General features: G+C 74.4%; 11 protein-coding genes. 5 read left to right on the top strand and 6 right to left on the bottom strand.

Annotation, left to right across the window (positions count from 1 at the left end; genetic code table 11):
- The first annotated feature begins 2 nt into the window (after positions 1 to 2).
- From epsC to RBXJA2T_RS14750, 5 genes are all read left to right on the top strand, one after another.
- A complete protein-coding gene (epsC, locus tag RBXJA2T_RS14770; protein WP_009858207.1) occupies positions 3 to 1,016 on the top strand; it encodes a serine O-acetyltransferase EpsC in 1,014 nt (337 codons plus the stop codon).
- Positions 1,000 to 1,260, top strand: a complete 261-nt coding sequence (locus tag RBXJA2T_RS14765; protein WP_009858206.1) for a helix-turn-helix domain-containing protein — start codon at positions 1,000 to 1,002, stop codon at positions 1,258 to 1,260. Before epsC ends, RBXJA2T_RS14765 begins: the two co-directional genes overlap by 17 nt.
- A gap of 163 nt (positions 1,261 to 1,423) precedes the next feature.
- Entirely contained in the window at positions 1,424 to 4,117 is a 2,694-nt protein-coding gene (locus tag RBXJA2T_RS14760) for a transporter substrate-binding domain-containing protein (protein WP_009858205.1), read from the top strand.
- A gap of 103 nt (positions 4,118 to 4,220) precedes the next feature.
- Positions 4,221 to 6,521 (top strand): PAS domain-containing hybrid sensor histidine kinase/response regulator family protein, encoded by a 2,301-nt coding sequence (locus RBXJA2T_RS14755; protein ID WP_009858204.1) that lies wholly within the window; start codon positions 4,221 to 4,223, stop codon positions 6,519 to 6,521.
- Between the two features lie 39 nt (positions 6,522 to 6,560).
- A complete protein-coding gene (locus RBXJA2T_RS14750) occupies positions 6,561 to 7,175 on the top strand; it encodes a tRNA-uridine aminocarboxypropyltransferase (protein ID WP_009858203.1) in 615 nt (204 codons plus the stop codon).
- On the opposite strand, the gene RBXJA2T_RS14745 is transcribed toward RBXJA2T_RS14750, so the two are convergent.
- From RBXJA2T_RS14745 to RBXJA2T_RS14720, 6 genes are all read right to left on the bottom strand, one after another.
- Positions 7,163 to 8,734 (bottom strand): methyl-accepting chemotaxis protein, encoded by a 1,572-nt coding sequence (locus tag RBXJA2T_RS14745; RefSeq protein WP_009858202.1) that lies wholly within the window; start codon positions 8,732 to 8,734, stop codon positions 7,163 to 7,165. The two genes, RBXJA2T_RS14750 and RBXJA2T_RS14745, sit on opposite strands and share 13 nt — an antisense overlap.
- Before the next feature lie 50 nt (positions 8,735 to 8,784).
- Positions 8,785 to 9,297: a lipocalin-like domain-containing protein gene (locus RBXJA2T_RS14740; protein ID WP_009858201.1), complete on the bottom strand. Its 513-nt coding sequence runs from the start codon at positions 9,295 to 9,297 to the stop codon at positions 8,785 to 8,787.
- Between the two features lie 159 nt (positions 9,298 to 9,456).
- Complete coding sequence (locus RBXJA2T_RS14735; RefSeq protein ID WP_009858200.1) at positions 9,457 to 10,077, bottom strand: phosphohydrolase; 621 nt, start codon at positions 10,075 to 10,077, stop codon at positions 9,457 to 9,459.
- 89 nt (positions 10,078 to 10,166) lie between these two features.
- Positions 10,167 to 13,868 carry a PAS domain-containing protein gene (locus tag RBXJA2T_RS14730; RefSeq protein ID WP_009858199.1) on the bottom strand — a complete coding sequence of 1,234 codons (3,702 nt, stop codon included), beginning with the start codon at positions 13,866 to 13,868 and terminating at the stop codon, positions 10,167 to 10,169.
- A 107-nt stretch (positions 13,869 to 13,975) separates the two neighbouring features.
- Positions 13,976 to 14,674, bottom strand: coding sequence for a two-component system response regulator KdpE (gene kdpE, locus RBXJA2T_RS14725; RefSeq protein WP_009858198.1), 699 nt, complete (start codon positions 14,672 to 14,674; stop codon positions 13,976 to 13,978).
- Positions 14,671 to 16,075: ATP-binding protein (locus RBXJA2T_RS14720; protein ID WP_039956766.1), on the bottom strand; the 1,405-nt coding region annotated here is incomplete at its 5' end. The genes kdpE and RBXJA2T_RS14720, both read right to left, overlap by 4 nt.

The following is a 16,075-nucleotide window of genomic DNA, read 5'->3' as shown; positions in this document are numbered from 1 at the left end:
GCATGGCCGCCCCCCACGACGACGCGGTCGCCGAACGGCCGGCCGCGGTGGCGACGCACGCCCCGCCGCCGCGTGCGCTGGCGGTCGAGGACGCCTCGCTGGACCTGGCCGGCATCGTCGCCGGGCTGCGTGCGGCGCGCACGCGCTGGCGCAGCGCGCAGCAGCGGCCCGAGGAACACGGCCACCGCGAACTGCCGTCGCGCGAGGCGCTGGCCGCGATCGTCGACGGCCTGCGCGGCGCGCTGTTCCCGCTGCGCCTGGGCCCGCAGGACCTGCGCCAGGAGAGCGAGGACTACTACGTCGGCCAGACGCTGGACCGCGTGCTGGGCTCGCTGCTGCAGCAGGCGCGGCTGGAGTTGCGCTACCAGGCCCGCCTGGGCCGCGGCGCCGAGGACGTCGACGCGCGTGCGCTGGCCTTCGTGCGCGCCTTCGGTGCCGCGCTGCCGCGGCTGCGCGCCCTGCTGGACACCGACGTGCTCGCCGCCTTCCGCGGCGACCCGGCGGCGCGCAGCGTCGACGAGGTGCTGCTGTGCTACCCCGGCGTGCAGGCGATGATCCACCACCGCATCGCGCACGAGCTCTACGGCCACGGGCTGACGCTGCTGGCGCGGCTGGTGGCCGAACGCGCGCACGCCGAGACCGGCATCGACATCCACCCCGGCGCGACGATCGGCGAAGGCTTTTTCATCGACCACGGCACCGGCGTCGTCATCGGCGAGACGGCCCAGATCGGCCGCCAGGTGCGGCTCTACCAGGCGGTCACGCTGGGCGCCAAACGTTTCGCCACCGAAGCCGACGGCAGCCTGCAGCGTGGCGGCGCGCGCCACCCGATCGTCGAGGACGAGGTCGTCGTCTACGCCGGCGCGACCATCCTCGGCCGCATCACGGTCGGCCGTGGCTCGGTCATCGGCGGCAATGTCTGGATCACGCGCGACGTGCCGGCGGGCAGCCGGATCACGCAGGCGCTCACACGGGAGGCAGGACACGATGACGGCATCGATGGCGCCGGTATTTGACGCGCGGCACCTGCCGCACGAGGGCGTGGCCGAACGTTTCGGCCGCACCGTGCGCCGGCTGCGCCAGGCGCGCGGCTGGTCGCAGGAGCTGCTGGCCGCACGCGCCGAGCTCAACCGCACCTACATGGGCGAGATCGAACGGGCCAGCGCGATGCCTTCGCTGCAGACCGCGGCCAAGTTGGCGCAGGCGCTGGAGGTGCCGCTGGCCGAGTTGCTGCAGCGCTGCGAGCCGCCGCAGCGTTGACGCGGCCACGCGACGGCGGCGGGTGTGCGATCCGCCGCGCCTCGCGCGGCGGCCTTGTCATCCCCGGACCATGGGATCGGTCTACAGTGCGCCCAGGGGAGGCGCAATGCTCGGGTGGAGATCGTGGGCCGGCGGGGCCCTGGCCGCATTGACGATGACGTGCTTGGCCCATGGGCCGGCACGCGCCGCCGCCGGCGACGCCGTGCAGGCCGGCGACGTCGTCGTGGTGGGCCTGCTCGAACGTTTCCCGCCGTTCCACGAATGGCGCGCCGACCAGCCCGCGCCGAGCGGCATGGACGTCGAACTGCTCACCGAGCTGTCGCGCCAGACCGGGCTGCGTTTCCGCTACGAACGTTTCGTCGAGTACCCGGCGCTGCTGCAGGCGCTGGCCGACGGCCGCATCCGGCTGGCCACGGCGATCGCGCAGACCCCTGACCGGGCGCTGACGCTGCGTTTCACGCGCCCCTACGCCTCGGTGCAGCAGGCCTTCGTCGGCCCGGCGGCCATCACCTCGGTGCCGGCGACACCCGATCTGTCCGGGCGGCGCCTGGCGGTCACGCGCGGCTACGTTGCCGAGAGCATCGCCGCCGAGCGTTTCCCGGCCGCCGCGCGGCCGGCCTACGGCACCTTGCAGGAGGCGCTGGACGCGGTGCAGCGCGGCGACGCCGACTTCGTCTTCGAGGCCCTGCCGACGCTGCGCACGCTGGTGGCCGAGCGCCCCGGCTCGGGCCTGGCCGTGCTGCGCAGCTACGGTTTCCCCGAGGGCCACCTGCGCCTGGCCGCCGATCTGCGCGACGCGGCGCTGGTGCGCCAGCTCGACGCCACGATCGCCGCGCTGGACCCGGCGTTCACGAAGGCGCTGCGCGACCGCTGGCTGCCGCCCGCGCCGGTGGTCCTGCCGGCGCCCGCACCGGCGCTCGAGGTCGCGCCGCTGCGTGTGGGCTACCTGCCGGGCGATCTGCCGTTCAGTGCCGAGGTGCGCCCCGGCGTCGCCGACGGCCTGGGCATCCGCATGATGAACGAGGTCGCGCGCCGTGCCGGCCTGTCGATCGCCTCGTTTGTGCCGATGGACCTGGCCAGCGGCCTGCAGGCGCTGGCCGATGGCCGCCTGGACGTGATGCTGGGCCTGACCGACGTCGCCGAGCGCCGCGCGCGCATGAGCTTCGTCGGCCCCTACCGCGCCAACCCGCTGGTGCTGATCAGCCGGCGCCAGTTCTCGGTCTGGGACCTGCAGCAGCTGGCGGGCCAGCGGCTGGCGATGATCCGCGGCTACTTCGGCACGCCCTATGTGCGCGCCGCCTACCCGAACGTCGACATCGTCGAGTGCGCCGGCTTCGACGAGTGCCTGACGCTGGTCGAGCAGGGCCGCGCCGAGGCCGCGCTCTACGGCCTGCAGGGCGCCTACGCGCGCCTGGGGCCGCGCGCCGGCAGCACGCTGCACATCACCGGCACCGTGGCCGGGCTGTACGACGAGCACAACCTGGGTGTGTCGCTGGCGCGCGCGACGCTGGCCCCGCGGCTGCGCGACGCGCTCAACGCCGTGCTCGCCGAGGACATGCCGCGCATCGAGCGCGAGTGGGCCGCGGCCGAGCAGCAGGACCGTGTCGACTGGGCGCGTGTGCGCCTGTCGGCCTATGCCGCCGCTGCGGTGCTGGCGGTGCTGCTGCTGGCCTGGTGGTGGCACAGCCGCACGCTGCGTCTGGAGATCGAGCGCACGCGCCGCGCCCGCCAGGAGAGCGAGCAGTACCTGGCCTTCCTGGCGCACGAGGTGCGCAACTCGCTGCAGTCGGTCAGCGGCGCGGTGGCGCTGCTGCGCGGCTCCTCGCCCGGCCCCGGCGAGCAGCCGCTGCTGGACGTGCTGGGGCGCTCGTCGCGGGCCACGCTGGGCCTGCTGAACGCGCTGCTGGACCGCCATCGCCTGCACGAAGGGCAGCTCGCGCTGGAGCTGCGCCCCGAGTCGCTGGAGCGCTGCCTGCGCGAAGCCGCCGACGAGGCGCGGCCGATGGCCCAGGCCAAGGGCCTGGCGCTGGTGTTCGAGCGCCGCACGCCGCTGGACGGCTGGTGGCGGCTGGACGCGCTGCGCCTGCAGCAGGTGCTGCGCAACCTGCTGGTCAACGCCGTCAAGCACACCGAGGCCGGCCAGGTGCACGTCGCCGCCGGTCTGGAGCCCAGCCCGCGCGGCGAACGCTGGCGGCGGCTGGTCGTCGTCGTCGCCGACACCGGCAGCGGCCTGTCCGCCGCTTCGCGCGAACACGTCTTCGAGCGTTTCCACACCGACGGCGGCGACCGCCCCGGCAGCGGCCTGGGCCTGGCGCTCAGCCGCGACCTGGTGCGCGCCTTCGGCGGCAGCATCGAGGCGCAGAGCCGGGCCGGCGAAGGCGCCGCCTTCACGCTGGCCTTCGACATCGAGGCCGCCGACGCGCCGGCGCCGGCGCAGCCGGGCCAGGTCGAGCGGGTGCTGGTCGTCGAGGACTCGCAGGTCTACGGCCTGCTGCTGCGCCAGGCCTTCGAGAACCAGGGCGTTGCCGTGGTGCTGGTCGAGACGCTGGAGGCCGCGCGCGCCGCGCTCGTCGCCTCGGTGGCCGGCGCCGGCGAGACGACGCCGCCGCTGGACCTGGTGCTGTGCGACCGCTTTGTCGGCGACGGCGACGCCGGCGCGCTGCTGCGTTTCGTGCGCGAGGCCGTGCGCCCGGGCGTGCGCCTGCCGCCGGTGATCTGCATGTCCGCCGAGGTCGAGCCCGGCACGCGCGAACGCCTGCTGGCCGACGGCGCCCGCGAGGTGCTGCTGAAGGAAAGCGACGTCAAGGTCTTCGTGCAGCGGGTGCTGGCGCAAGCCGCGGCGCCGGCCCCGGCCTAGTGGCCGCTTCCGGCAGCGCGGCCAGGCGCACCCTGAACGATCGCCACGGGGCGGGCCGGCTTGGCTACGATGTCTTCCGGGCTCTCGCGCCAGCTTCCCCCCGATGATGGATGCCGCCACGCTGCTGACCACGAACGCGCTGCTGTCCTCGGCGGCCGCCGTGGTGATGGGCGTGGTGCTGCGCACGCGCAAGACCTACCCGGGCTTCGGCTTCTGGGCCGCTGGCATCGCCTGCCTGGCGCTGGGCGCGGCGCTGCTGATCCCCGACGTGCTGCCGCCGGGCTGGGCCACGCGCGTGCTGCGCAACGGGCTGCTGGTGGCCGGGCACGTGCTGATCCTGCGCGGCATGCTGCTGTTTCGCGGCGTGCACGTCGGCGCCTGGCTGGAGGCCGCGCTGGCGCTGCTCTTCCTGCCGCTGTTCGGCTGGCTGAGCCTGGACCCCGGCCAGCTGACGGCGCGCATCGTCTGCTACTGCCTGTTCTCGGCGGCGCTGAGCCTGGCCACGGTCGCCGTGACGCTGCACCGGCGGCCGCCGCACTTCGGCTCCAACGACCTGCTGCTGGCGCTGTGGCTGACGCTGTTCGCGCTGATCACGCTGGTGCGCGCCGCGCTGGAGGCGGGTGACGTCAGCACCGCGTTCGAGGCGATCAAGGGCTTCGGCGGCGTCTACGCGCTGGCGCAGATCCTGTCGGTGCAACTCGTCACGCTGACCCTCGTCAGCATGAACTCGCAGCGCATCGAGTGGGAGCTCGGGGCCAGCGCCGCCCGGCTTCAGGCCGGCGAGCAGCAGCTGCGCGCGATGGGCGACAACCTGCCCGCTGGTTTCGTCTACCGCTACGAGGTCGTCGGCGGCCGCCGGCGCTTCGACCACGTCAGCGGCGGCATCGAGGGCACGCTGGGGCTGCGGCCGGCCGACGTGATGGCCGATGCCGAGCCGCTGTTCGCGATGCTCGCGCCCGAGGCGCGCTCGCACTACATCGAGGACGAGCAGCGCAGCGCCGCCGAGGGCAGCGACTACCACGCCACGCTGCGTTTCGAGCTGCCCGACGGCCGGCAGCGCTGGCTGGACGTGCGTTCGCGCCCGCTGCGCCGCGCCGACGGCTCGATCTTCTGGGACGGCGTGGCACTCGACGCGACCGAGCGGCTGCAGGCCCAGCAGGCGCTGGCCGAGCACCGCCTGCAGCTCGAGCAGACGGTCGAGCGGCGCACCCGCCAGCTCGCCGAGGCCAGCCAGCGTGCCGAGGCCGCCAACCTGGCCAAGAGCGCCTTCCTGGCCAACATGAGCCACGAGATCCGCACGCCGCTCAACGCGATGATCGGCATGGCGCACCTGATCCGCCGCGAGACCCTGAGCGTGCGCCAGTCCGACCGGCTGGGCAAGCTCGAGTCCGCCGCCCGGCACCTGCTGGAGGTGCTCAACGCGGTGCTCGACCTGTCCAAGATCGAGGCCGGCAAGATGGCGCTCGAAGCCGTGCCGCTGCGTGTCGAGACCGTCGTCGCCAACGTGCTGTCGATGGTCGACGAACGCGCCGGCGCCAAGCAGCTGCGCCTGTCCAGCGAGATCGAGCACATGCCGCGCGATCTGATCGGCGACCCCACGCGGCTGCAGCAGGCGCTGCTGAACTACGCCAACAACGCCGTCAAGTTCACCGAGCAGGGGGCGGTGACGCTGCGCGCGCGGCTGGTCGAGCAGGACGAGGGCAGTGCGCTGGTGCGTTTCGAGGTGCAGGACAGCGGCATCGGCATCGCGCCGGACGTTCTGCCGCGGCTGTTCGAGGCCTTCGAGCAGGCCGACCGCTCCACCACGCGGCGCGCCGGCGGCACCGGCCTGGGCCTGGCGATCACGCGCCGGCTGGCCGAGCTGATGGGCGGCGAGGCCGGTGCCAGCAGCGTCGCCGGCGAGGGCAGCACCTTCTGGTTCAGCGCCCGGCTGCGGCGCGACCCGTCGGCCGCCGAGGAGCCGCCGCAGGGCCCGGCGGCCGAGGCCGAGCAGGCGCTGCGCCAGCGCCACGCCGGCGCCCGCGTGCTGCTTGCCGAGGACAACCCGGTCAACGCCGAGGTCGCCCAGGCCATCCTCGAGGAGGCCGGCCTGGTCGTCGAGGTCGCCGAGGACGGCGTCGCCGCCGTCGACATGGCGCTGGCGCGCGACTACCGGCTGGTGCTGATGGACATGCAGATGCCCGGCCTGGACGGCCTGGACGCCTGCCGCGCGATCCGCCGCCGCCACCCGGCCGGCACGCTGCCGGTCATCGCGATGACCGCCAACGCCTTTGCCGAGGACAAGGTGCGCTGCCAGGCCGCCGGCATGGACGACTTCCTGAGCAAGCCGGTGGACCCGCTGGCGCTGTACCAGCTGCTGCTGCGCTGGCTGGACGGCCGGGCCACCGCCGAAGGGCACGGCTGATCGCGGCCGGGCGCCCGGCGCCCGTGCGAGCATCGGCGCATGAACGTCCCGTCCCCCGTTGCCCGCCGGCGTTGCGCGCGCTGCCTGCGCCCGCAGGCGACCTGTCTGTGCGCGCTGGTGCGGCCCACCGCCCATCGCACCGAGGTGCTGGTGCTGCAGCACCCGCAGGAGCAGCGCCAGGCCAAGAACAGCGTCGCGCTGCTGCGGCTGTCGCTGGCGCGCTGCGAGGTGGTGGTCGGCGAACGTTTCGCGCCCGAGGCCCTGCAGGCGCTGCTGCAGCGGCCGGGCCGCGACACGCGGCTGCTCTATCCCGACGTGCCGGCCGCCCCCGCGCCGCCGGCTTCGGCCGCGCCTGCGACGGCGCCGCTGCGGCTGGTGGTCATCGACGCGACCTGGCGCAAGAGCCTGCGCCTGCTGCTCGAGCACCCGGCGCTGGCGGCGCTGCCGCGGCTGTCGCTGGCCGACCCGCAGCCCACCCGCTACCGCGCGATCCGCGCCGCGCGCCGCGGCGACCAGGTGTCGACGCTGGAGGCCACGGTGCAGGCGCTGGCGATGCTGGAGGGGCCGGCGTTCGACGCCGCGCCGCTGCTCGACGCCTTCGGCCGCTTCGTCGCCGACGTCGCGGCGCGCTGCCCGCGGCCTCAGGCGCCGTGACCGGCGAGCCTGAACACGCGCATCGTCTGCTCCAGCCGCCGCGCCTGCTCCTGCAGGCTGCCGGCGGCCGCGGCCGACTCCTCGACCAGCGCGGCGTTGCGCTGCGTGGCCTCGTCCAGGTCGGCGACCGAGCGGTTGATCTGGCCCAGTCCGGCCGACTGCTCGGCGGCGGCGCCGGAGATCTGGTGGATGATCGCCGCGGCCTTCTGCACCTGCTCGACGATGTCGTTCATCGCGCCGCCGGCGCGCTGCACGTGTTCGGCGCCGGTCTGCACACGTTCGATCGACTCGCCGATCAGCGCCTTGATCTCCTGCGCCGCCTGCGCCGAGCGCTGCGCCAGGCTGCGCACCTCGCCGGCGACGACGGCGAAGCCGCGGCCCTGTTCACCGGCACGCGCCGCTTCCACCGCGGCGTTCAGCGCCAGGATGTTGGTCTGGAAGGCGATGCCGTCGATGACGCTGGTGATGTCGCCGATGCGCCCGGCGCTGGCCGTGATCGCGGCCATCGTCTGCACGACGTCGTGCACGACGCGGCCGCCGCGGTCGGCGCTGCCCGAGGCCTGGGCCGCCAGTTCGGCGGCGTTGCGGCTGGCGCCGGCGGTGTGGTCGACGGTGCCGCTGAGCTGCTCGACGGCCGAGGCCGTGTGCTGCAGCTGCGCCGCGGTCTGCTCGGTGCGGCGCGACAGGTCCTGGCCGCCGGCGGCGATCTGCGCCGACGCGGTGGCGATGCTCTCGGTGGCCTGGCGCACCTGGCCGACCATCGTGCGCAGCGCCTGCACCGTGTGCTCGAGCTCGCCGAGCAGGCTGTCGGCCGGCACGCGGCCGAACTCGACGCCCAGGTCGCCGGCGGCCACGCGGGCCATCGCCGCACGCGCCTCGCCGGGGTCGCCGCCGATCTGGCGCAGCACGGCGCGCGACATGCTCCAGCAGATGAAGGCGATCAGCGCCATCAGCGGCAGCCCGATCGCCAGCGATCGCAGCAGCGCCTGGCGCTGCTGCGCCGCGGCCACGTCCTGGTACAGCCCGGTGCCGACGAACCAGTTCCAATCGGGGATGACGACCGCGTGCTGCAGCTTGGGCACGACGTCCTGGCTGCCCGGCCGCGCGAACGCCGACTCGAGGAAGATGCGGCCGTCGGGGCTGGCGCGCAGCGCCTTGGCCAGCGAGCCGATCAGGTCGTTGCCGTGGCCGTCGAGGATCTTGCCGCTCATGTCGCGGCCTTCCCATTCCGGCTTGATCGGGTGCATCACGCCGACCCCGTCCATCGTCCAGACGTAGAAGTAGTCCTTGCCTTCGGGACCGAAGCGTGCCGCGCGCAGGGCGGCCTTGGCCGCGGCCTGGGCCTGTTCTTTGCTGAGGAGCCCGGCCGCGGCCTCGGCCTGAAACCCGGCGACGATGGCGCGTGCGCTGTCGACGACGGCGACGAGCTGCGCGCGTTGTCCCTGGTCGATCTCCTGGCGCACCTGCCAGACGGCCTGCGCGAGGAGGAAAAGCAATCCGGCCACGGCGGTCGTGACCAGGCAGACCATCTTGGCCTTGAACGTGAGTCGGTCGAACATGACGTCACCCGCGACGCCGGCGCTTCAATGGCCGGCGTCGTCCAAAACAATTACTTCTGGCGTTCGAACGTGATCAGCGAACGCGTCATGCCCTTGTCGGCCCAATTGGGCATCACGCGCCAGGGCGTCGTGACCTGCAGCCTGTCGCCGTCGATCTTGAAGTTGCGCGTCTGTGCCGTGCCCACCCATTGCGGATTCCAGGCCGCCTCGACGTGCGTCGTCCACTGGTCGCCCTTGATCTCGGCGCGGCCGGTGTAGGAGACGATGGTGTCCAGCAGCGCGGCCTTCTCGGCGTCGGTCTTGCCCGGTTTGCGGCCGTCGGCGGTGAGCATGAAGAAGACGCGGCCGTTGGGCGTGAACACCACGCCGCCGCTCGGCTTCGGCCCCATCACCGGCATGATCTCGCCGGTCTGCTGCACTTCGACGACGTAGCTGACGAGGCGCCAGGTGCCCAGGATGTCGGGCGTGTCGGCGGCAGCGGCCAGCGTCGGCGCGCCGAGGGCGGCCGCGGTGGCAGCCAGCGCCAGCGTCTTCGACAGCGAGCGTCGGGTCGTGGTGATCATTCGTCCATCTCCAGCGTTGTGAGGCCACGAATTCTGGAGAGCACGATTGCGGATTTCGCGACTTCACGCGAATGGAGGCGAACCGCGGCCGAACGGTCACCTGTCGGGGCTGAACGGCGCTAATCCGACTTCGCTCCTCGGCGCCGGGCGTGGCGCTGCTCAGTCGTAATTGATTGACCTCAATTCGGCCAGGAAACGTTCGGCGGCACGGTCGGCGGGCCAGGGTTCCCAGGCGCTGCCGCCGTAACGCGATTGCAGCGGGTCGGCGGCGAGCACGGGCTCGGTGATGCCGAGCAGCGCGCGCACCTCGTGTTCGCTCCAGCCGGTGCAGTGCACCGCCTCCGAGGCCGCGGCGACGCGGTCGGCGTGTTTGTGCAGGCGGTGGCTCTCGGGTGTCCAGTCGGGCAGGCGGTAGCGCTGCGTGATGGCCGCCATCAGCCGCTCGCCGACGGCACGGAAGGGCTCGCCGAGCACACGCTTGAGCGGCGAGATGCAGTCGAAGCCGAGGAAAGCTTCCTCGGCGTCGTGCAGCAGTTCGGCACGCTGCTCGGCCAGGCTCAGCGGCTGCGGCGCCTCGGCGCGGCGCAGTGCCAGCACCAGCAGCGAGTGCTGCGCCACCGACAGCGGCCAGGCCCAGCGCGACTCGCCGCCCCAGCGGTAGGTGCGCGCCAGGCGCAGCGCCAGGTCCTCGTCGGTCCAGGCGTCGGGTGCCGGGTTGATCAGGTCGAGCGCCGCCCCGGAGGGCAGGCGGATCCAGGCGCGGGGCGGGTGGGCGGACATCGGACGCGGGCGGTTGGGCGAGGGCGCTACGGTAGCGCGTCGCCGCCGTCCCCGCGCCGGCGGCAGGCCGGCAAGGGGATGAGCACGCGCTACGGGCTCGTCGAGGTCGGGGCCGGGGCCGGCACAGGCGGCTGAAGCGCCGCGCCGGGGCCTGCGGCCAGCACCTCGCCGACCAGCGGCACCAGGCGCTCGAAGTAGGCCTCCTTCGGCAGCACGGCGCGCACGCCGGCTGCGGCCGCCTGTTCGCGCAGCGTGTCGTCGACCAGCCCCGAGCCCAGCACCACCGGCAGCCGCGGCCGTGCCGCGGCGGCGCGGCGCGCGACCTCGAAACCCGAGGCGTCGGGCATGTTGTGGTCGGTGACGACGATGTCGAAGACCTCGCCGCGCTCGTCGAGCGCGGCGATGGCCTCGCTGCCGCAGTGGCAGACCCGCACCACGCAGCCGGCGCGCAGCAGCAGCTGCTCGGCGACCGACGCGACGATGGCGTCGTCGTCGACCAGCAGCACGCGTGCACCGTGGGCCGGCCCGGGCGGCGGCGGGGCCGGTGCGGCGGCCGCTGCCGGCGGCGCCTGCGTCAGCGGGCACGACGGCAGATAGACGTGGAACACGCTGCCGGCGCCGGGCGTGCTGTCGACGCGGATCGCGCCGCCGTGCGCCGCGACGATGCCGTGCACCACCGACAGCCCCAGCCCGGTGCCCTTGCCCACCGGCTTGGTCGTGAAGAAGGGGTCGAACAGCCGGCCGCGGATCTCCTCGGGGATGCCGCAGCCGTTGTCGCGCACCCAGAGGTGCGCCGCCGCGCCGGCGGCCAGCGCCGGCTCCTGCAGCGCCGCCGCGGCGGCCGCCGACAGCGGCTCCAGGCCGATCTCGATGCGGCCGCCGCCGTCGGGCGGCAGCGCGTGCCAGGCGTTGGTCGCCAGGTTCATCAGCACCTGCTGCAGCTGGGTCGCGTCGACGACCGCGCCCACCGGCTGCGGCGGCAGCCGCGTCTCCAGCCGCACGCCGGCGGGCACCATCGCGCGCAGCATCGCCGCGGTGTCGCGCAGCACCGGCTCCAGCGGCTGCAGCTCGCGCTGGCCGGTCTCGCCGCGGCTGAAGGCGAGGATCTGCCGCACCAGCGCCACGGCGCGCAGGCCGGCGCCCACGGCCTCGTCGAGGTGGCCCTCGGCGGGACGTCCGGCCTGCAGGTCCTCGCGGGCCCGCGCCAGCCGGCCCAGGATGCCGGCCAGCATGTTGTTGAAGTCGTGCGCGATGCCGCCGGCGAGCGTGCCGATCGCCTCGAGCTTCTGCGCGTCGCGCAGCCGCTGCTCCAGCCGCTCGGCCTCGCGGCGCGAGGTGATGTCGGCGAAGGTGACGACCACCGCCTCGATGCCGCCGCGCTCGTCGCCCAGCGGCACCGCGTCGCACAGCGCCCAGCGGATCGGCTGCCCGTCTTGCTTCAGGCCGACCAGCAGGTCGGCGACGCGGCGGCCCTCGCGCAGCGCCTGCGCCACCGGCAGCCGCGCCGGAGGCAGCGGCGTCCCGTCGTCGTCGACGAGCTGCGGCTGGCCGTCGGCGATGCGCCGGCGCAGCCCGGCCAGGTCGGCGGCGCCGAACCACTTCAGCGCCGTGGCGTTGGCCTCGCGCACCGACAGGTCGGGCTCGTGCACGACGACGCCGATCAGCAGGTTCTCCAGCAGCGCCCGCGCGCGGCGCTCGCTGGCCCGGCGGGCGTCCTCGGCGCGCTTGATGTCGCTGATGTCGACGACGAGAACGAAGTGGCCCTGCATGCTGCCGTCGGCGTTGCGGTCGGGCACCAGCGTGACGAAGAGCGCGCGCGCCACGCCGTCGGCCGTCGTCAGCGGCATCTCGAAGCGCACCGTCTCGCCGCGGCGCACGCGCGCCAGCTGCGGCGCGACGTGCGCATGCGCCGCCTCGCCGAGCACCTCGCGCATGGGGCGGCCGACCAGCCGCGCCGGGTCGACGCCGTACCAGTCGCGGTAGGCGGCGTTGGCGAACAGGTAGCGGCCCTCGATGTCCAGCCGCGCCACCGGGCCGGGCAGGGCGTCGGTGATGCCGGCGAGCAGGCGCTCGCGCTCGCGCAGCGCACGCCGCGCCTCGTAGCGTTCGCTGACGTCGCGGAAGACCATCACGACGCCGTCGATCGTGCCGTCGCGCCCGCGGATCGGCGCCGCGCTGTCCTCGATGTAGAGGCGGCGGCCGTCGCGTGTCAGCAGCATCGTGTCGTTGGCCAGCTCGACCACCTCGCCGCGGGCCAGCACCGTGGCCACCGGGCCGGCGATGCGGTGGCCCCGGCCCTGGTCGAACAGCGGCAGCACCTCGTCCAGCGGCCGCCCGGCGGCCTCGGCGGCGGGCCAGCCGCTGAGCCGCTCGGCGGCGAGGTTCATGCGCGTGACGCGGCTGTCGCGGTCGGTGGCGACGACGGCGTCGCCCAGCGATTGCAGCGTCACCGCCAGCTGCTGTTCGCTGCGCTCGAGCGCACGCTGGGCTTCGGTGCGTTCGGTCACGTCGAGCAGCGTGCCGGTCATGCGCTGCGGCTCGCCGCGTGCGCCGCGGGCGGTGACCGCGCCGCGCGCCAGCACCCAGATCCAGCGCCCGTCCTCGTGACGCAGCCGGTACAGCGCCTCGAAACGCGGCAGATGTCCTTCGAGGTGCCGGTCGCGCTGTGCGACGACGCCCGGCAGATCCTCGGGGTGCACGCGCGCCGCCCATTCGGCGGTGTCGCGCTCGCCGGCCGTCGCGGGCAGGCCGAGCAGCTCGTGCCAGCGTGCGTTGACGCTGACCCGGTTCGACACCAGGTCGACGTCCCAGAGCACCAGGTCGGCCCCCGAGACGACGAGCCCCAGGCGCTCGGCCTCCTGGCGCTCTCGCTCCAGCGCCCGGCGCTGGCGACGGTGCATCAGCGCCATGGCGCCCGTGGACAGCAGCGCCGCCAGCGCGAACAGCGCCGTGTCCAGCAGCGTCTGGCGGCGCCAGCCGGCGAGGATCTGCTCGCGCGAGCGGCTGACGGTGAGCAGCAGCGGCGGCTCCACCGGCGCCAGCGGCGCCCGCAGGCTGGCCATCAGGAACATGCGCTGCTCGCCGGTGATCGTGCTCGGCCCCTGCTGCACGCTGGTGTCCAGGCCGCTGTCGCGGTGGCGCCCGAACGCGCCGCCGGCGCGCGCCAGGTCGACGGCGGCGATGTCGCGCATCGGCGGCTCGGCCATCACGATGCGGCCGCCGCCGTGCGCGAGCACGGTGCGCATGTCGGGCGCGTAGCGCACCGACTGCTGGACGACACGCGCGTAACCGGCGTCGAAGCTGGCGGCCAGCCAGCCGTCGTGCACCGGCAGCAGCATCAGCATGCGCCAGGCGCCCTGGGCGTCGGCCGCCGGCGGCAGCAGATGCAGCAGGCCGGCGCGCGGCTGCGGCGGCAGCCCGGCGACCTGCGTGCCCGGGGCGGTGTCGCCGCTGCTGGCGCGCACCCGGCCGGCGGCGTCCAGTGTCAGAAGCTCGGTGACGCCGGGCACGACCCGCGCGTACTCGTGCAGCCGCCCGGTGCCGGCGGTGGTGGTGGACAGCTCGACCAGCGCCGCATGCACCGCGCGCAGCTGCTGCGCCAGCACGTCGCGGGCGGCGATCGCCTGGCCCTGCAGACGGGCCGATTCCTGGACCAGCGTGGTCTCGTGGGCCGAACGCCGCTCGACGAACAGCGCGAGCGCCACGATGCCCAGCAACGCCGCCAGCGCGAGGCGCTCACGACGCCGTGCCGTGCCGGCGTGTCCGGTGTCCGTCGAGGTCGCCGCGTTCATGGGCCCTCCGCCTTGTGCGGTCTCGGTCCAGCGTAGCACGTCCTTCGCAGGAGGGATGGATCAGGGGGGAACGCGGCGCCGCGGCGGTCCTGGGCGCCGTTCGCGCCTCAGCCGCCGGCGCGGAAGCGGTAGCCGATGCCGGCCTCGGTCAGCAGGTGCACCGGCATCGAGGGCTGGGCCTCGATCTTCTTGCGCAGATTGGCCATGTGCACGCGCACGTAGTGCGTGTCCTCGGCGTGGCCGGGGCCCCAGACGGCTTTCAGCAGCTGGCGGTGGGTGACGACGCGGTCGGGCTGCGTCGCCAGGCAGCCGAGCAGCTTGTATTCGATCGGCGTCAGGTGCAGCTCCTCGTCGCCGCGGCGCACGCTGCGCCGCGCCAGGTCCAGCGTGATGTCGCCGAAACGCAGCACCGGGCCGTCGTCGGGCGACAGCAGCGCGCGGCGGCGCAGCTGGGCGCGCACGCGCGCCAGCAGCTCGCCGGCGCCGAAGGGTTTGACGAGGTAGTCGTCGGCGCCGGCGTCCAGCGCGGCGATCTTGTCGTCCTCGGCGGCGCGTGCCGACAGCACGATGACCGGCGCCGCCGACCAGCCGCGCAGGTCGCGGATCAGGTCGACGCCGTCGCCGTCGGGCAGGCCCAGGTCGACGACCAGCAGGTCGGGGCGGCGCGTGCCGGCCTCGATCAGCCCGCGGCGAAGGCCGTCGGCTTCGTGCACCTCGTGGCCTTCGCTTTCGAGCGCCAGGCGCACGAAGCGGCGGATGTCGGCTTCGTCCTCGACGATCAGGACACGGGTTCTCGGTTCGTTCATCGGAGGTCCTCGTCGGCCACGGCGGCGGCGCTGCCGTCGTCTTCGGGCGGCGTGCCGCGCGGCAGCTCGATCGTGAAGCGTGCGCCGGCGACGCGGCCGGCTTCCAGGCGGTTGGCACCGCGGATCGTGCCGCCGTGGGCCTGCACGATGGCGCGCGAGATCGCCAGCCCCAGGCCGACGCCGGGCGTCGCGCTCTCGCGTTCGCCACGCTCGAACTTCTCGAACAGCGCTTCCTCGCGCCCCGGCGGCAGGCCCGGGCCCTGGTCGTCGACGACCAGGCGCACGGTCTGGTCCAGCGCCTCGGCGCGGATCACCAGCGTGCTGCCCGGCGGCGTGTAGCGCGCGGCGTTCTCCAGCAGGTTGACCAGCACACGCTCGAACAGCACCGCGTCCAGCGACAGCAGCGGCAGCCCGTCGGCCAGCGCCACCGTCACCGGCCGGCCCTGCAGCACCGGCTGGCAGGCGGCCAGCGCGCTGCCGACCACTTCCTCCAGCGGCTGCCAGGCGCGGCGCAGGCGCACCGCGCCGGCCTGCAGCCGCGCCATGTCCAGCAGGTTGCCGACCAGCGCCGCCATGCGCCGCGCCGATTCGCGGATCGCGTCGACCAGGCCGCGCGGCGCCGGCCCCGGCGGCGCGATCGCCAGCGTGTCGGCCAGGCCGACCAGCGCCGCCAGCGGCGTGCGCAGGTCGTGGGAGATCGCCGACAGCAGCGAGTTGCGCAGGCGCTCGCTCTCGATCTGCAGCGCGCTCTGCTGGGCGACGTCGACGTAATGCAGCCGCTCCAGCGAGATCGCCAGCAGCGAGGCGCAGGTCTCCATCAGCCGCATCGTCTCGGGGCCCAGCGCGGCGGTGTCGCCGGCTTCGATGGCCAGCACGCCGCGTTGGCGCATCGGCGCCTTCAGCGGCAGCACCAGGCAGCGGCTGGCGGGCAGCGTGTCGGTGCCTGCGCCGGCGGCGCGGCCGTGGCGGAAGGCCCAGGAGACGACGCCTTCGTCGGCCTCGGCCTCGCCGCCGGGCAGGCGCTGCAGCTCGTCGTGCTCGTCGGTGGCGTAGAGCGCGCAGCGGGCGCCGAACTCGGCGGCGACGAAACGCGCGCCGATCTCGGCCACCTGCGCCGGCAGCAGCGCCGCCGACAGGTCGCGCGTCATCTCGTAGAGCCGGCGCACGCGGCGCTCGCGCTGCATCGCCGCGGCGGCCTGCACCTTGAGCCCGGCGGTGAGCTGGCCGATGGCCAGCGCCACAGCCAGCATGACGCCGAAGGTCACGAGGTACTGCACGTCGCTGACGGCGAACGAGAAACGCGGCGGCACGAAGAAGAAGTCGAACAGCGCGACGCCGAAGAAGGCCGCCGCCACCGCCGGCCCGCGGCCGAAGCGCAGGCCGACGCCGACGACGGCCAGC

This window comes from Rubrivivax benzoatilyticus JA2 = ATCC BAA-35 (genome assembly GCF_000190375.1).
Taxonomy (GTDB): Bacteria; Pseudomonadota; Gammaproteobacteria; order Burkholderiales; family Burkholderiaceae_C; genus Rubrivivax; species Rubrivivax benzoatilyticus.
The sequence above is the reverse complement of the archived record's forward strand: the minus strand, read 5'-3'. Positions and strand labels throughout refer to the sequence as shown.